Origin of the sequence: Streptomyces sp. SYP-A7185 (genome assembly GCF_046103685.1) — a bacterium.
Lineage (GTDB): Bacteria > Actinomycetota > Actinomycetes > Streptomycetales > Streptomycetaceae > Streptomyces.
In genome coordinates, this window is the sequence record NZ_CP122310.1 from 4,587,311 (window position 1) to 4,601,691 (window position 14,381).

The window sequence follows — 14,381 nt, forward strand, 5'->3', positions numbered from 1 at the left end:
GCACGTTCCTGCCGGTGGAAGGGGCCCTCACCATGGCCACTGTTTCGTTCGACAAGGCGACCCGCATCTACCCGGGTGGCGACAAGCCCGCCGTCGACCAGCTCCAGCTCGACGTCGCGGACGGCGAGTTCCTCGTGCTCGTCGGCCCCTCCGGCTGCGGAAAGTCCACCTCCCTGCGCATGCTCGCGGGCCTGGAGGACGTGAACGCCGGCGCCATCCGCATCGGTGACCGCGACGTCACGCACCTGCCGCCCAAGGACCGGGACATCGCCATGGTGTTCCAGAACTACGCGCTCTACCCGCACATGACGGTCGCCGACAACATGGGCTTCGCCCTGAAGATCGCGGGCGTCAACAAGGCCGAGATCCGCCAGAAGGTGGAGGACGCGGCGAAGATCCTCGACCTCACCGAGTACCTCGGCCGCAAGCCGAAGGCCCTCTCCGGCGGTCAGCGCCAGCGTGTCGCCATGGGCCGCGCCATCGTGCGTGAGCCGCAGGTCTTCCTCATGGACGAGCCGCTCTCGAACCTCGACGCCAAGCTGCGTGTCTCCACCCGTACGCAGATCGCGTCCCTCCAGCGCCGCCTCGGCATCACCACCGTGTACGTCACCCACGACCAGGTCGAGGCCATGACCATGGGTGACCGCGTCGCCGTGCTCAAGGACGGTCTGCTCCAGCAGGTCGACTCGCCGCGCAACATGTACGACCGCCCGGCCAACCTCTTCGTCGCCGGCTTCATCGGCTCCCCCGCCATGAACCTCGTCGAGGTCCCGATCACCGACGGCGGCGTGAAGTTCGGCAACTCCGTCGTGCCGGTCAACCGCGAGGCGCTGTCCGCCGCGGCCGACAAGGGCGACCGCACCGTCACGGTCGGCGTCCGCCCGGAGCACTTCGACATCATCGAGCAGGACGGCGCCACGGCGAAGACCCTCTCGAAGACGACCGAGGACGCCCCGGCGGGCCTCGCCGTCTCCGTGAACGTCGTCGAGGAGCTCGGCGCCGACGGCTACGTCTACGGCTCCGCGGAGGTCGGCGGCGAGCACAAGGACCTCGTGGTCCGCGTGAACGGCCGCCGCGTCCCGGAGAAGGGCACCCAGCTCCACGTCGTGCCCCGTCCGGGCGAGATCCACGTGTTCTCGACGTCCACGGGCGAGCGCCTCACCGACTGACCCCGCACGACCACACGCCTCACCGGCGTGACCAGGGCCCCGCACCTCGGTGCGGGGCCCTGCGCGTTCGTCCACGGTGTCGACAAATACCCCGGCAGACCGGTCATTTCGCCGCGGCCCCGTCAACACCGCTCCAGAGAAACCTCATTCCCCATCCCTCGACCGAGTGACGTAATGTCGCCAAATCATCACCGACCGCTACGCTCACTCGCGTGACGCACTCCGCCAACTACACCCAGAAGCCGCGCCGAGCCCACCGAGGCCCCGCCCGACGCATCGGCCGCACGCTCGCCCTCGTCCTGCCCGTGATGCTGGTGCTCTCCGGGACCCTAGCGGTCACCAGCGTCAACTGGTCCGGCAACTCCTCGGATTCGATGCTCACCGCATCCGCCGACGACCTCTCCGCACCGGCCAAGTCCCGCGCGCCGCAGGACCTCCTGCGCGACCGGCTGCTCCTGGAGCTCCAGGAGAAGAACCCGGGCGTCGCGCTGACCCACCTCCAGCAGGAGGTGAACCGCCACCCGTCGCTCGCCAAGCACTGCGTCTCCATCGCCCGTGCCCTCGGCCGCGCCGCCGTCCGGGCGTACGGTCCGACACGCGCCCAGTCGTTCGCCCGCCCGGTCTGCGACACGTCCTTCGCCACGGGCGTCGCCGCCCACCAGAACGGCTGATCCGGCCGGCACGTAGGGTTTCCGGCATGACCGGCGACCCTCACGCTCACAGGCCCACGCAGGCCGTCGTCCTGGCCGGTGGCCAGGGCTCGCGCCTCCGTCCGTACACCGATGACCGGCCCAAGCCGATGGTCGAGATCCCTGGCACGGGGACCCCGATCATCGGCCATCAGCTTTCCTGGCTGGCGGCCGAGGGCGTGACGGACGCGGTCGTCTCGTGCGGCCATCTCGCCGAGGTGCTCCAGGAGTGGCTGGAGTCGGCCGATCTCCCCCTGAACGTCACCACGGTGGTCGAGAACGAACCCCTGGGCCGCGGCGGCGGCTTGAAGTACGCCGCCCGCCACCTCCCGCACGCGGACCGCCCCTGGTACGCGACGAACGGCGACATCTGGACCCGCTTCTCGCTGCGCGACATGGCGGCCTTCCACGCCGAGCGCGACGCCACCGCGACCCTCGCCCTGGCCCGCCCCCGCATCCCGTGGGGCGCCGTCGAGACGGACGCGTTCGGTCACATCACGGACTTCATCGAGTCCCCGCCGTCCCCTTATCTGATCAACGCGGGCGTGTACGTCTTCTCCGCCTCCTTCACCGGCCTCCTGCCGGACCGCGGCGACCACGAGCGCACCACGTTCCCGCGCCTGGCCCGCGAGAAGAGCCTGGCGGGCTTCCCGCTGCCGCAGGGCGCCTACTGGCGGGCGATCGACACCGCCAAGGACCTCACCGAAGCGGCCAAGGAGCTCGCGGCACAGGCGGGTTGAGACACCTCCGGCTCCCTCTACGCCTCCGAGTTCTCCCCTGCAACCCCGAGCCCCCTTGCACCTCCGGGCTCCCTCTACGCCGACGGGGCCCCGCACAGTGTCTGTGCGGGGCCCCGTTCGCGTACGGGCGGGAGAGCCGGGTCAGCCGCCGCCGAGCAGGCCGCCCACGAGCCGGTCGTTGCGGCCACCGCCGCCACCCCCCGTGCTGCCGCCGCTCGTGGCGTTCTCGGGCGCACCGCCACCACCGCCGCCGCTGGACGTGGGTCCCGCGGTGGCCGAGGCCGGAGGCTGCTGGGGCGACGACTGCTGAGGCGGAGCCTGGCCGGTGGTGCCCTGCGTCTGGGTGGGCTGCTGCGCGCCGGTGCCCGCGGTGGCGGTCTCGGGAGCCGCGCCCGGGGTGGCCGCCGACCCGTCCGCGCCCCGCGTGGGGCTCGCCGAGCTGCCCTGCGTCGGCGCCTGGGAGCCGTCGGAAGCCGAGGGGCTCTGCGACTGGCCCTGGCGCTGGCGCTGCTTCGCGGGGTCCTGCGGGAGCGGGGAGCCGGGCAGTTCGTTGCGCGGAGCCTCACCGGGACCCGGCACCGTCACGCGGTCGGCGTCCCGCACGGCACCACCGAGCATCGAGCCGATCAGGAGCGTGAGCCCGACGACGAGCGACCCGATGAGCGCGCCGCGCCGCAGCACACGGCGCCGCAGCTCCCAGATGTCCACGCGCGGGCCGAGCGTCCGCCAGGCCTCTCCGGCGAGGCGTCCGTCCACGGAGTACACGGGCGCACCGGCGATGATCAGCGGCGACCACGCGGCCAGATAGATGATGTCCGGCGCGTCGTAGGCGGGGACGGTCTTCCAGCTGACGGTGACGATGAGCGCGGCGGACAGGAGCACGCCGATGCTGGCCGCGACCCGCTGCCAGAGCCCGAGCACCGTGAGCACGCCCACGATGATCTGGAGGAAGGCGATGCAGAGCCCCGCACCCACCGGGTGCGAGAGGGCGAAGTCGCGCAGCGGCTCGGCGAGCGCCCAGGGGTGCAGCGAGTTGAGCCACTTGACCATGGAGCCGCGGTCGCCGCCGTCGAAGTACACGGGGTCGCAGAGCTTGCCCATGCCGGCGTAGATGGAGATGAAGCCGAGGAAGACGCGCAGCGGGAGCAGCACGACGCCGAGGTTCATGCGGCGACCGGGGTAGTAGGCGTGCCGGACGGGATCCGCCCCGTGCCGCCGCACGACCTGGCGGTCGTCCCCGTCGTCGTCGAAATCGTCGTCCCCGTAGGGGAGGCGCTCGTCGAAGTCGCTCTCCGACGCCGGCATGCGCGGAATGAGCCGGGTCTCGGGATCGGGGTTGCGGGGGCCGATGACGGCAGGCGTGGCCTGCGTGCTCTCCAGGTCGTCCTCGACGCGGGGAATGACCTGCGTGGCGCCCGCGTCATCGTACGAAGCGCCCCCGGCCTCGGCCGAATGGCGCACGCCCGTGCCACGCACCGCCTGGAGCAGGCCGGTGGCTCCGGGGTCGCCCGGCTCGGACTTCCCGCTCCAGACGACCGGCGCGCGCCGCCGGGCGGCGGAGCCGACCGCGGGGATGCGCACGGTGTCGTCGGCAGTGCTCAAGTGCCGTGCGATACGCGGGGATTGGGTCCGCTGCGCGGTGGGGAGCTGCACGCGGAAGCTCGCGTGATTCACGATGACCTGCGCCGGGTCGCTCGGCACCTTCACCATGCTCAGCGCGGGAGCTTCGTCGAACCCTGACGAGCTTCCCCCCGTGGGATTGCGGGGTGTTCTGGTGTCCACACTCATCTAACCGAGTGATGTGTGTTTAGGACACTGCCTTGACCACGGGGAAATGTCCGGACCGCGTCAAGATCTCCCAGGGCATCCCCGACACGGTCTCCCGCGAGCCCCGGCCGGCCCGCGGAATCGGGGCCGGCCGGGGTCCGGCAGGACGGCTGTCGCCGGGGAGAACGGCTATCGCCTGCTGCGGGACGCCTCGTAGAGCACGACGCCCGCGGCCACACCGGCGTTCAGGGACTCCGTGCCGCCCGGCATGGGGATCCGCACGCGGTAGTCGCAGGTCTCGCCGACCAGCCGCGACAGGCCCTTGCCCTCGCTGCCGACGACGACCACCACGGGCCCGGACAGCGCCGGCAGGTCACCGACCTCGTGCTCGCCGTCCGCCGCGAGGCCGACGATCGCGAGCCCGGCCTTCTTGTACGCCTCAAGGACACGGGTCAGGTTCGTGGCCCGCGCCACCGGCGTACGCGCCGCGGCACCGGCCGCGGTCTTCCACGCGCCCGCGGTCATGCCCGCGGCCCGGCGCTCGGGGACGACGACGCCGTGGCCGCCGAAGGCGGAGACGGAACGCACCACGGCACCCAGGTTCCGCGGGTCGGTCACGCCGTCGAGCGCGACGATCAGCGGGTCCTGGCCCAGGTCGTACGCCGCCGCCGCGAGCTCCTCGGGGTGAGCGTACTCGTAGGGCGGCACCTGGAGCACGAGGCCCTGGTGGTTGAGCCCGTTGGTCATGCGGTCCAGCTCGGGGCGCGGGGCCTCCATGAGGTGGATGCCGCCGCGCTCACCGGCGATCTGCAACGCCTCGCGGACGCGCTCGTCGTTGTCGATGAACTGCTGGACGTAGAGCATCGAGGCGGGCACGCCCTCGCGCAGCGCCTCGACGACGGAGTTGCGCCCGACGACCATCTCGGAGGTGCCCTTGCCGCGGCCCTTCACGGAGCCGGGACGGCGGCCGCCGCCGGGACCGCCGGCGGCCTTCTTGGCCTGGGCGGCGGCGATGCGGTTCTTCTTGTGTCCCTTGCGCGCCTCGGCGGGCGGCGTCGGGCCCTTGCCCTCAAGGCCGCGGCGCCGATTTCCACCGCTGCCGACCTGCGCGCCCTTCTTGCCGGACATGCGGCGGTTGTTAGCGGCCATGACCTACCTGTCTCTGTGATGCGTGCGGCTGCCTGCCTGTTGCATGGCTGCCCACTGCGTGACTGCGTACGTATATGAAGTGTGCCGCCCGGGTCGCCGGGCGGCACATCGCGCGTCCCGGGGGACCCGGCCGCTCAGCGCGGGCCGAGCGTCCACCGCGGTCCGGTCGGGCTGTCCTCGATGACGAGACCGGACTGGTTGAGCTGATCGCGGATGGCGTCGGCGGTGGCCCAGTCCTTGCGCCCACGCGCCGCCTCCCGCTGCTGGAGCACCAGGCGTACGAGGGTGTCGACGGCCCCGTGGAGGTCGTCGCCGCGGTCGCCGTCGCCGGCCCAGTGCGGGTCGAGCGGGTCGAGGCCGAGGACGGCCAGCATGGCCCGCACCTCGGCGAGCCGCTCGACCGCGGCTTCCTTGTCGTCGGCGGCGAGGGCGGAGTTCCCCTGGCGGACCGTGGTGTGCACGATGGCGAGCGCCTGCGGGACGCCCAGGTCGTCGTCCATGGCGTCGGCGAAGGCGGGCGGCACGTCGGCGGCGGGCTCCACGACGCCCCCGGCCTTCTCCACCACGCGCTGCACGAAGCCCTCGATCCGCGCGAACGCGGACTCGGCCTCGCGCAGGGCCTCCTCGCTGTACTCGATCATCGAGCGGTAGTGCGGGGTGCCCAGGTAGTAGCGCAGGACGATCGGGCGCCACTTCTTGACCATCTCGGACACGAGGACCGAGTTGCCCAGCGACTTGGACATCTTCTCGCCGCTCATGGTGACCCAGCCGTTGTGCACCCAGTACCGCGCGAACGCGTCGCCGAAGGCCTTGGCCTGGGCGATCTCGTTCTCGTGGTGCGGGAAGATCAGGTCGATGCCGCCGCCGTGGATGTCGAACTCACGGCCGAGGTACTTGTGGGCCATCGCCGAGCACTCCAGGTGCCAGCCCGGACGGCCGCGGCCCCAGGGGGTCTCCCAGCTGGGCTCCCCCTCCTTGGCGGACTTCCACATGGCGAAGTCGCGCGGGTCGCGCTTGCCGGTCTCGCCCTCGCCGGAGGGCTGGCGCAGGTCGTCCAGGTCCTGGTTGGAGAGCTCCAGATAGCCCGGGAAGGACTTCACGTCGAAGTAGACGTTGCCGTCCGACTCGTACGCGTGGCCGCGCTCGATCAGGCCGCGCATCATCTCGACCATCTCGGTGACGTGACCGGTGGCCCGCGGCTCGTACGTGGGCGGCAGGCAGCCGAGGACGTCGTAGCCGTCGTTGAAGGCGCGCTCGTTCTCGTACCCGATCGACCACCACGGGCGGCCCTGCTCGGCCGACTTCCGGATGATCTTGTCGTCGATGTCCGTGACGTTCCGGATGAACGTGACGTCGTAGCCCCGGTGGGTGAACCAGCGGCGCATGATGTCGAAGTTCAGGCCCGACCGGATGTGCCCGATGTGCGGGGCCGCCTGGACCGTCGCGCCACACAGGTAGATCGAGACACAACCGTCGATGAGCGGGCTGAAGTCTCGGATCTGCCGGGCGCTGGTGTCGTACAGGCGAATCGTCACCACTCCAGGGTAGTGGTCGCAGGACAGTGCCCTGCGACCTCCGGGGGCAACAGGGCACGGAACTGTGACATGCGGGGTGTGGAAAGGCGCGGAACGGGCGCGGGAAGGCCTCAGAGGCGGCCGACGACCTTGCGCGGGGTGACGCGGACGACGACGCGGGTGCCGTCCTGGTCGGACTTCTTGTTGAACTCCGCGTACTTCAGGCCCGTGTACTTCAGCGCCAGCTCGTCGATGAGCTCCTGACCGCCCTCGGTGGTCACCGTCGCCTCACCGCGGATCTCGGCGTACGTGTACGGGGCGTCGAAGGGCTGGAGCAGCACCGTCACGCGCGGATCGCGGCGCAGGTTCTTCTCCTTGCGGCGGCCGAGCGTGGTCGAGAAGAGCAAGTCGTCGCCGTCACGCTTCACCCAGACCGGTGAGACCTGAGGGCTGCCGTCGGGCTGGATCGTGGCGACGGAGACGAAGACGGGGGTGTCGAGCAGGGCCTTGAGCTTGTCGGACAGTTCTGCGGCCATGGCGGGTGCCTCTCTCTCGTATCTCTCGTACGCCGACCGGCGCGCGTCTCTCGTACGTCGACGGTCGGCGTGCGTCTCTCATACGTCGACGGCCGGCGCGCGGCGGTCGCCGTGCTGCGGTCGCCGTGCTGCGGTCGCCGTGCTGCGGTCCAGCTGTAGGGACGCGTTCCCCGTACCGCTCAACGCACCCCGTCCCCGCGGCATTTCATCCGTCGGCCGCGGGGGGTCAGCCGGTCCGTACGACCAGGGCCGTCGCGATCGCGGCGAGGCCCTCGGCGCGGCCGGTGAGGCCGAGCCCGTCCGTCGTCGTGCCGGACACCGCAACCGGGGCGCCGACGGCGGCGCTCAGCGTCTTCTGCGCCTCGTCCCGCCGCTTGCCGACCTTGGGCCGTACGCCGATGACCTGGACGGAGACATTGCCGATCTCGAAGCCTTCGGCGCGCACGATCCTGGCCGCCTCGGCGAGCAGGGTCACCCCGGAGGCACCGGACCACTCGGGCCTGCCGGTGCCGAAGTGCGCGCCGAGGTCGCCGACGCCGGCGGCGGAGAACAGGGCGTCGCAGGCGGCGTGCGCGGCGACGTCACCGTCCGAGTGCCCGGCGAGGCCCGCGCTCTCGCCCTCCCAGAGGAGCCCGGCACACCACAGCTCGCGCCCCTCCTCGAAGGCGTGCACGTCCGTGCCGATGCCGACCTGCGGAAGGCGGAGCCGCTGCGGCTGGTGCTCAGAAGCCATCGTTGGCCCTCCTGCGGGCGAGCACGGCCTCGGCCAGGACGAGGTCGAGGGGCCGCGTGACCTTGAAGGCCTCTTCGTGGCCGGGCACGACGACGACCTGGAGGCCGAGCTGCTCGACCATGCTCGCGTCGTCCGTGACGTTCTCGGTGACCGTCGCGTGGGCGCGGACGAGGGTGTCGCGGTCGAAGCCCTGCGGGGTCTGCACGGCTCGCAGCCGGGACCGCTCGGGCGTGGCGACCACGGGCTCGGGCGCGCCGGGCTCCGCAGGCTCGACCTGCTTGACGGTGTCGGTGAGCGGCAGCGCGGGGACGACGGCGGGGGCGCCCTCGCGCACGGCCTCGATGACGCCGTCGACGGTGTCGACGGGGACGAGCGGGCGGGCCGCGTCGTGCACCAGGACGACGCCGATGCCGTCCGGCAGGGCGTCGAGGCCGAGCTTCACGGACTCCTGGCGGGTCTCGCCGCCGGGGACCACGACGAAGTCGGTGCGCTCGGGCAGCGCGTGGTCGGCCAGCAGGGTCTTGACCTCGGCGGCGCCCTCCGGCGGGGCCACGACGACGACGAGCGAGACCGCGCGGGAGGCGGCCATGGCCCGTACGGCGTGGATGAGCATGGGCGTGCCGTTCAGCGCGCGGAGCGCCTTGGGGGCGCCCGGGCCGAGCCGTACGCCGCGTCCGGCGGCGGGGATCACGACCGCGGTGCGGGATTCCTCAGACATCGCTTCCGTTCAGGTTTGTGTGCTCGGCAGGGCTGGGTATGGCCTTGGAGGAGTGCCGGGCGCGAGCCTTGACCGGACCCTTCCGTGACCTCTGGTCGAGCCAGCTGCTCGCCCGGCACGCAACACCTGACAGCACCGAGCAAGACGAGCCTGACGGCCCGACGAGTACGACACGAGTACGACGTAAGAATGTGAGACCGTTCCTGCGTCCGCAGATGTCTCGCAGAAGTCTCTGCGTCTGCGTCCGGCAGGGACGGCGTCTGGGTATGAACATGCCGCAGCGCCCGGCGACTCCATTGAGGGTCAGCGGGCACCGCGGCATTCATGGCGCCAAGACGTATGCGTATGTCAGGACGCGATCAGGACGCGAGGACCTCGTCGAGCAGGGCCTCGGCCTTGTCCTCGTTCGTGTTCTCCGCGAGGGCGAGCTCGCTCACCAGGATCTGGCGAGCCTTGGCGAGCATGCGCTTCTCACCCGCGGACAGTCCGCGCTCACGCTCACGACGCCACAGGTCACGCACGACTTCCGCGACCTTGATGACATCGCCCGATGCGAGCTTCTCGAGATTTGCCTTGTAGCGACGGGACCAGTTCGTCGGCTCTTCGGCGTACGGCGCGCGCAGTACTTCGAAGACCCGGTCGAGCCCGTCCTGACCGACCACATCACGCACGCCGACGAACTCCGCATTGTCCGCAGGCACACGTACCGTCAGGTCGCCCTGGGCGACCTTCAGCACCAAGTAGGTCTTGTCCACGCCTTTGATCTGGCGAGTCTCAATGGCCTCGATCAGCGCGGCCCCGTGATGGGGATAGACCACGGTGTCGCCAACCTTGAACGTCATGTGACAGGTACCCCTTCCGTGGCTATCCATCCTAACACGAGAATCGCCTCTTCTGAATGGCGTTTTCGCAGGTCAGGGCATATCTCGGGGCTTGACAACAGCAACAAGAACGTGCTGCGAAGGGCTAGTGGAGCGAGGTATTCGCAGGTGGGAGCGGCTCTTCGGGGAAGCAGAAACACGCCCGTCACACGCCCTCCGAGAGCGCTCCCGGATGCCGAACGTCCCGGTTTGCCGGGTTCCGAACGGTGAACTTCCGCTACTCCGTTCGGAGACCGGGGACACATGCGAGCCCGCGTTCGACGGAAATCCGGAATTGATCAAGCGCCCCCGGTGATCAATTCCCCGCACTTCCCCGGACTTCCCCGGACTTCCCCGGACTTCCCCGGACCGCCATGCATTCCTTACCGGAAATCCGCAGGACGGGCCCCGATGACTCTTGACGGCACTTAAGTGAATGGTGAACGAGGGGTCAATGGCGTGGACGTGACACCAGAGGCGCACGCGCCCCAAGACGAGCCGTGGGAGTCAGGCTCACCACCCGTAGGGGCGGGTCGGGTGCGGCGGCACGGGAACGGCTCGGTAACCTAAGCCCGCTGACACACGCTTAGGACGGCTTCCGGGCCGTCCGCCCCTTCCGTTCCGCCCTCGTTCAAGGAGTTGCCGCCGCCGTGAGCCGCAGCCTTCGACGTGGCGCCATCGCCGCCACCGCCATCGCGTTCTCGCTCGCGTCGCTCGCCGCGTGCGGCGCCGGTAACAACGCCCAGACACACGAGATCAAGCCGGACAACGCCGCGACCGCCGTCGGCGACATCAAGATCCAGAACGCCATGGTCATCACCCAGCCCGACCTGAAGTCGACGGGCCCCGCGGTGGTCGCCGCCACGATCTTCAACAACGGCACCACCGACCAGACGCTGGACGAGATCGCGGTCGACGGCACCGGCAAGAAGGCCAAGATCACCCCGGCCAAGGACGACAAGAAGTCGAAGCGGGGCGGTCCGCTGACCATCCCCGCCGGCGGCTCGGTCATCATCGGCGGCAAGGACAACGCCACCGCCGTCCTGCCCAGCAGCCGCGAGGCCGTCAAGGACGGCAACGCGCAGCCGGTCACCTTCGCCTTCAGCAAGACCGGCGACGTGAAGATGAAGACCTTCGTCGTGCCCGCCGAGAGCTACTTCAAGAAGTGGGGCCCGAGCGAGGTGCCGGAGGCCCCGGACGCCAAGCCGTCCTCGGGCACGTCCACGAAGCCGTCCGACGGCGCGTCGGCCGACCCGTCGGGCTCGCCCTCCTCGGACGCCTCGGGCACGCCCGCCGGCGGCGCGAGCGACAAGCCGTCCGGTGCGGCCTCGTCGCCGGCCGGGGGCGACACCGCCGAGCGCTGACCGACTCGCCGTACGCCTCGCGTACCGACGAAAGGGCGGGAACCCGGTGCCGGGTTCCCGCCCTTTCGCGTGTCCGGCAGCGGCTCACGCGGCTGCCGTGGGGCCCTCTACGGCTCGAACTTGTAGCCCAGGCCCCGGACCGTCACCAGATAGCGCGGGGCGCCCGGGTCCGGCTCGATCTTGGCGCGCAGGCGCTTGACGTGGACGTCGAGGGTCTTGGTGTCCCCCACGTAGTCCGCGCCCCAGACGCGGTCGATGAGCTGCATACGGGTCAGGACGCGGCCCGCGTTGCGCAGGAGCATCTCCAGGAGGTCGAACTCCTTGAGGGGCAGGTCGACCTTGGAGCCGGAGACCGTGACGACGTGACGGTCCACGTCCATCCGGACCGGGCCGGCCTCCAGGGCCTGCGGGGCGACCTCCTCGGGCTCGCCGCGGCGGCGCAGGACCGCGCGGATGCGGGCCACCAGTTCGCGCGAGGAGAAGGGCTTGGTGACGTAGTCGTCGGCTCCTATTTCCAGGCCGACCACCTTGTCGATCTCGCTGTCCTTGGCGGTGACCATGATCACCGGGACGTTCGAGCGGCCGCGCAGCTGACGGCAGACCTCGGTGCCGGGCAGGCCGGGCAGCATCAGGTCGAGCAGGACGAGGTCGGCGCCGTTGCGCTCGAACTCGTCGAGTCCGTCCGGGCCGGTGGCCGCGATGGCGACCTCGAAGCCCTCTTTGCGAAGCATGTAGGAGAGGGCGTCGGAGAAGGATTCCTCGTCCTCGACGACGAGCACTCGGGTCACGGAAGGACCTCCGGGGCAGGGATGGGTTCGTACGCAGTGATCTCGTCGGGCCGTGCGGTGCCGGCTTCACTGCCGTCTCCGCCGTGACCGGATCCGCGGTCGCGGTACGCGGCTGCTTCGGGCAGCCGCAGGGTGAAGGTGGAGCCCTGTCCCTCGGAGCTCCACACGGTGACCTCCCCGCCGTGCGAGGCGGCCACGTGTTTGACGATGGCGAGGCCGAGGCCGGTGCCGCCGGTGGCCCGGGAGCGGGCCGGGTCCACGCGGTAGAAGCGCTCGAAGATGCGCTCCTTGTCCTTGTCGGAGATGCCGATCCCCTGGTCGGTGACGGCCACCTCGATGAAGTCTCCGCCCGGCGCGTTGACCCTGCGGGCGGCGATGCCGACCCGGGTGCGCGCGGGCGAGTAGTTGACGGCGTTCTCGACGAGGTTGCCGAGGGCCGCCGCCAGCTGGCCGCGGTTGCCCCATATCTGGAGGTCGGCGGTGCCGCCCGCGGCCATGGTGATCTGCTTGTGGGAGGCCTGGTGGCGGCTGCGGTCGATCGCCTCCGCCACCAGTTCATCGACACGGACGGGTTCGGCGTCCTCCAGGGGATCGTCGTTCTGGACCCGGGAGAGGTCGATGAGCTCCTGGACGAGGTTGGTCAGGCGGGTCGCCTCGATCTGCATGCGGCCCGCGAAGCGCTCGACCGCCTCGGGGTCGTCCGAGGCGTCCATGACGGCCTCGGAGAGCAGGGAGAGCGCGCCCACCGGGGTCTTCAGCTCGTGGCTCACGTTCGCGACGAAGTCGCGTCGTACGGCTTCGATGCGGCGGGCCTCGGTGAGGTCCTCCACCAGGAGCAGGACCAGCCGGGAGCCGAGGGGCGCCACGCGCGCCGAGACGGCCAGGGCCTCGCCCCGGCCGGTGCCGCGCCGCGGCAGGTCCAGCTCGACCTGGCGTATCTCGCCGTCGCGGCGGGTGTCGCGCGTCATCTGGAGCATGGGCTCCACGGCGAGCTTGCCGCCGCGGACCAGGCCCAGCGCGTACGCGGCCGAGCTCGCCTTGACGACGCTGTCCGCCTCGTCGAGCACGACGGCCGACGAGCGGAGCACGGAGAGAACCGTGTCGACGCCCGGCGGCAGTACGGGGTCGGTGTGCAGGGAGGTCCGGGTGGGGCGTTTCAGGTCGCGCTCGCTCCAGCGGAACGCCAGCATGGCGATGACACCGGTGCACACCCCGGCGATCGCTGCCGCTGCGGCGACCGCCGCGTTCACGTCCATGCCTCAAGGTTATGCGCCGGACGAGCACCTGCCCCAGCCATCCGGGTGCCCGCTCGAACACTCGTCGCCCAGAGTTCACCGAGGGGACCGTGTTGGTTCACTTCGGCCGAACGGGTTGCCCGGGACCGCACCGGCGCGGATCCGGGCGGGGCGCTGCCCGTCGCCCACAGTTCACCTCGGTGACAGGGGCGGTTCACTCCGGATGCCGGAAACGGACGCGTCGGGGCCGCACCGTGGGAGCGTGGGGGTCACCCCCCGGGACGTACTAGAGAGGGACATCCACATGCGGGACGCGTACCACGAGGAACTTGACTCGATCGGCGAGGGCCTGGTCGAGATGGCCCGTCTGGTCGGGTCCGCGATCGGGCGCGCCACGACGGCCATGCTCGACGCCGACCTGAAGCTGGCGGAGAGCGTGATCGCCGCCGACCAGAAGGTCGACGATCTCCAGCATGAGCTGGAGGCGCGCGCGATAGCCCTGCTCGCGCGCCAGCAGCCGGTCGCCACCGATCTGCGCATCGTCGTCACCTCGCTGCGGATGAGCGCCGACCTGGAGCGCTCGGGCGACCTCGCCCAGCACGTCGCCAAGCTGGCCCGGCTGCGCTTCCCGTCGTCGGCCGTTCCGCACGACCTGCACGCGACCATCCTGGAGATGGGGCAGCTCGCGCAGCGGCTGATGGCCAAGGCGGCGGAGGTCATCATCACCAAGGACGTCGACCTCGCGCTCCAGCTGGAGCAGGACGACGACGAGATGGACCTGCTGCACCGCACGCTCTTCCAGCACCTGATGGACGACCGCTGGAAGCACGGCATCGAGACGGCCGTGGACGTGACGCTCCTGGGCCGCTACTACGAGCGGTTCGCCGACCACGCGGTGTCGGTCGCGAAGCGGGTCGTCTACCTGGTGACGGGCGAGCACGCGGACGAGATGCAGCCGACGGGGACGCCGGTCGAGGGCGCCTGAGGCTGGTTTGGCGCGGCTTCACGCGACGTGGCTGCGCGCGTGACGGGGTGTGTCCCGCACCGATGGTGCGGGACACACCCCGTTTCCGTGTTTCCGCGCTTCCGTGTTTCCGCGCTTCCGTGTTTCCGCGCTTC

At 70.8% G+C, this 14,381-nt stretch carries 14 protein-coding genes; 5 read left to right on the forward strand and 9 right to left on the reverse strand.

The genetic code is table 11. The features are described from left to right. Positions 1-32 precede the first annotated feature (32 nt). The 3 genes from QBL25_RS19990 to QBL25_RS20000 all read left to right on the forward strand — a co-directional run bounded on the left by QBL25_RS19990 (position 33) and on the right by QBL25_RS20000 (position 2,598). Complete coding sequence (locus QBL25_RS19990; RefSeq protein ID WP_409058405.1) at positions 33-1,169, forward strand: ABC transporter ATP-binding protein; 1,137 nt, start codon at positions 33-35, stop codon at positions 1,167-1,169. Between the two features lie 212 nt (positions 1,170-1,381). Further along, positions 1,382-1,840 (forward strand): hypothetical protein, encoded by a 459-nt coding sequence (locus tag QBL25_RS19995; protein ID WP_409058406.1) that lies wholly within the window; start codon positions 1,382-1,384, stop codon positions 1,838-1,840. A 26-nt stretch (positions 1,841-1,866) separates the two neighbouring features. After that, positions 1,867-2,598 (forward strand): NDP-sugar synthase, encoded by a 732-nt coding sequence (locus QBL25_RS20000; RefSeq protein WP_409058407.1) that lies wholly within the window; start codon positions 1,867-1,869, stop codon positions 2,596-2,598. Positions 2,599-2,739: 141 nt separating this feature from the next. Here QBL25_RS20000 and QBL25_RS20005 read toward each other — a convergent pair whose 3' ends face one another. From QBL25_RS20005 to QBL25_RS20035, 7 genes are all read right to left on the reverse strand, one after another. After that, positions 2,740-4,386, reverse strand: a complete 1,647-nt coding sequence (locus tag QBL25_RS20005; RefSeq protein ID WP_409058408.1) for a DoxX family protein — start codon at positions 4,384-4,386, stop codon at positions 2,740-2,742. 168 nt (positions 4,387-4,554) lie between these two features. Then, on the reverse strand, positions 4,555-5,514 hold the full coding sequence (gene rlmB / locus QBL25_RS20010; RefSeq protein ID WP_409058409.1) for a 23S rRNA (guanosine(2251)-2'-O)-methyltransferase RlmB: 960 nt from the start codon (positions 5,512-5,514) through the stop codon (positions 4,555-4,557). 134 nt (positions 5,515-5,648) lie between these two features. Then, positions 5,649-7,049 carry a cysteine--tRNA ligase gene (gene cysS, locus QBL25_RS20015; RefSeq protein WP_409058410.1) on the reverse strand — a complete coding sequence of 467 codons (1,401 nt, stop codon included), beginning with the start codon at positions 7,047-7,049 and terminating at the stop codon, positions 5,649-5,651. Positions 7,050-7,159: 110 nt separating this feature from the next. Beyond that, entirely contained in the window at positions 7,160-7,564 is a 405-nt protein-coding gene (locus QBL25_RS20020; protein WP_409058411.1) for a PPOX class F420-dependent oxidoreductase, read from the reverse strand. A 226-nt stretch (positions 7,565-7,790) separates the two neighbouring features. Next, positions 7,791-8,297 (reverse strand): 2-C-methyl-D-erythritol 2,4-cyclodiphosphate synthase, encoded by a 507-nt coding sequence (gene ispF, locus QBL25_RS20025; RefSeq protein ID WP_409058412.1) that lies wholly within the window; start codon positions 8,295-8,297, stop codon positions 7,791-7,793. Further along, on the reverse strand, positions 8,287-9,015 hold the full coding sequence (ispD, locus tag QBL25_RS20030) for a 2-C-methyl-D-erythritol 4-phosphate cytidylyltransferase (protein ID WP_409058413.1): 729 nt from the start codon (positions 9,013-9,015) through the stop codon (positions 8,287-8,289). Before ispD ends, ispF begins: the two co-directional genes overlap by 11 nt. A gap of 359 nt (positions 9,016-9,374) precedes the next feature. Continuing rightward, a complete protein-coding gene (locus QBL25_RS20035) occupies positions 9,375-9,857 on the reverse strand; it encodes a CarD family transcriptional regulator (RefSeq protein WP_003953493.1) in 483 nt (160 codons plus the stop codon). A 668-nt stretch (positions 9,858-10,525) separates the two neighbouring features. Here QBL25_RS20035 and QBL25_RS20040 point away from each other — a divergent pair. Then, positions 10,526-11,239: a DUF461 domain-containing protein gene (locus tag QBL25_RS20040; RefSeq protein ID WP_409058414.1), complete on the forward strand. Its 714-nt coding sequence runs from the start codon at positions 10,526-10,528 to the stop codon at positions 11,237-11,239. A gap of 107 nt (positions 11,240-11,346) precedes the next feature. On the opposite strand, the gene QBL25_RS20045 is transcribed toward QBL25_RS20040, so the two are convergent. After that, positions 11,347-12,027 carry a response regulator transcription factor gene (locus tag QBL25_RS20045; RefSeq protein WP_018527980.1) on the reverse strand — a complete coding sequence of 227 codons (681 nt, stop codon included), beginning with the start codon at positions 12,025-12,027 and terminating at the stop codon, positions 11,347-11,349. Next, on the reverse strand, positions 12,024-13,283 hold the full coding sequence (locus tag QBL25_RS20050; protein WP_409058415.1) for a sensor histidine kinase: 1,260 nt from the start codon (positions 13,281-13,283) through the stop codon (positions 12,024-12,026). Before QBL25_RS20050 ends, QBL25_RS20045 begins: the two co-directional genes overlap by 4 nt. 283 nt (positions 13,284-13,566) lie before the next feature. On the opposite strand from QBL25_RS20050, the gene phoU reads away from it, so the two are divergent. Further along, positions 13,567-14,247, forward strand: a complete 681-nt coding sequence (gene phoU, locus QBL25_RS20055) for a phosphate signaling complex protein PhoU (protein ID WP_409062717.1) — start codon at positions 13,567-13,569, stop codon at positions 14,245-14,247. Positions 14,248-14,381 lie beyond the last annotated feature (134 nt).

Bases quoted from the DNA above. Each gene is read 5' to 3' on its own strand.
- QBL25_RS19990 (WP_409058405.1), top strand. From the start codon at position 33: ATGGCCACTGTTTCGTTCGACAAGGCGACCCGCATCTACCCGGGTGGC.
- QBL25_RS20000 (WP_409058407.1), top strand. From the start codon at position 1,867: ATGACCGGCGACCCTCACGCTCACAGGCCCACGCAGGCCGTCGTCCTG.
- QBL25_RS20005 (WP_409058408.1), bottom strand. From the start codon at position 4,386: ATGAGTGTGGACACCAGAACACCCCGCAATCCCACGGGGGGAAGCTCG.
- rlmB (WP_409058409.1), bottom strand. From the start codon at position 5,514: ATGGCCGCTAACAACCGCCGCATGTCCGGCAAGAAGGGCGCGCAGGTC.
- QBL25_RS20020 (WP_409058411.1), bottom strand. From the start codon at position 7,564: ATGGCCGCAGAACTGTCCGACAAGCTCAAGGCCCTGCTCGACACCCCC.
- ispF (WP_409058412.1), bottom strand. From the start codon at position 8,297: ATGGCTTCTGAGCACCAGCCGCAGCGGCTCCGCCTTCCGCAGGTCGGC.
- ispD (WP_409058413.1), bottom strand. From the start codon at position 9,015: ATGTCTGAGGAATCCCGCACCGCGGTCGTGATCCCCGCCGCCGGACGC.
- QBL25_RS20035 (WP_003953493.1), bottom strand. From the start codon at position 9,857: ATGACGTTCAAGGTTGGCGACACCGTGGTCTATCCCCATCACGGGGCC.
- QBL25_RS20050 (WP_409058415.1), bottom strand. From the start codon at position 13,283: ATGGACGTGAACGCGGCGGTCGCCGCAGCGGCAGCGATCGCCGGGGTG.
- phoU (WP_409062717.1), top strand. From the start codon at position 13,567: ATGCGGGACGCGTACCACGAGGAACTTGACTCGATCGGCGAGGGCCTG.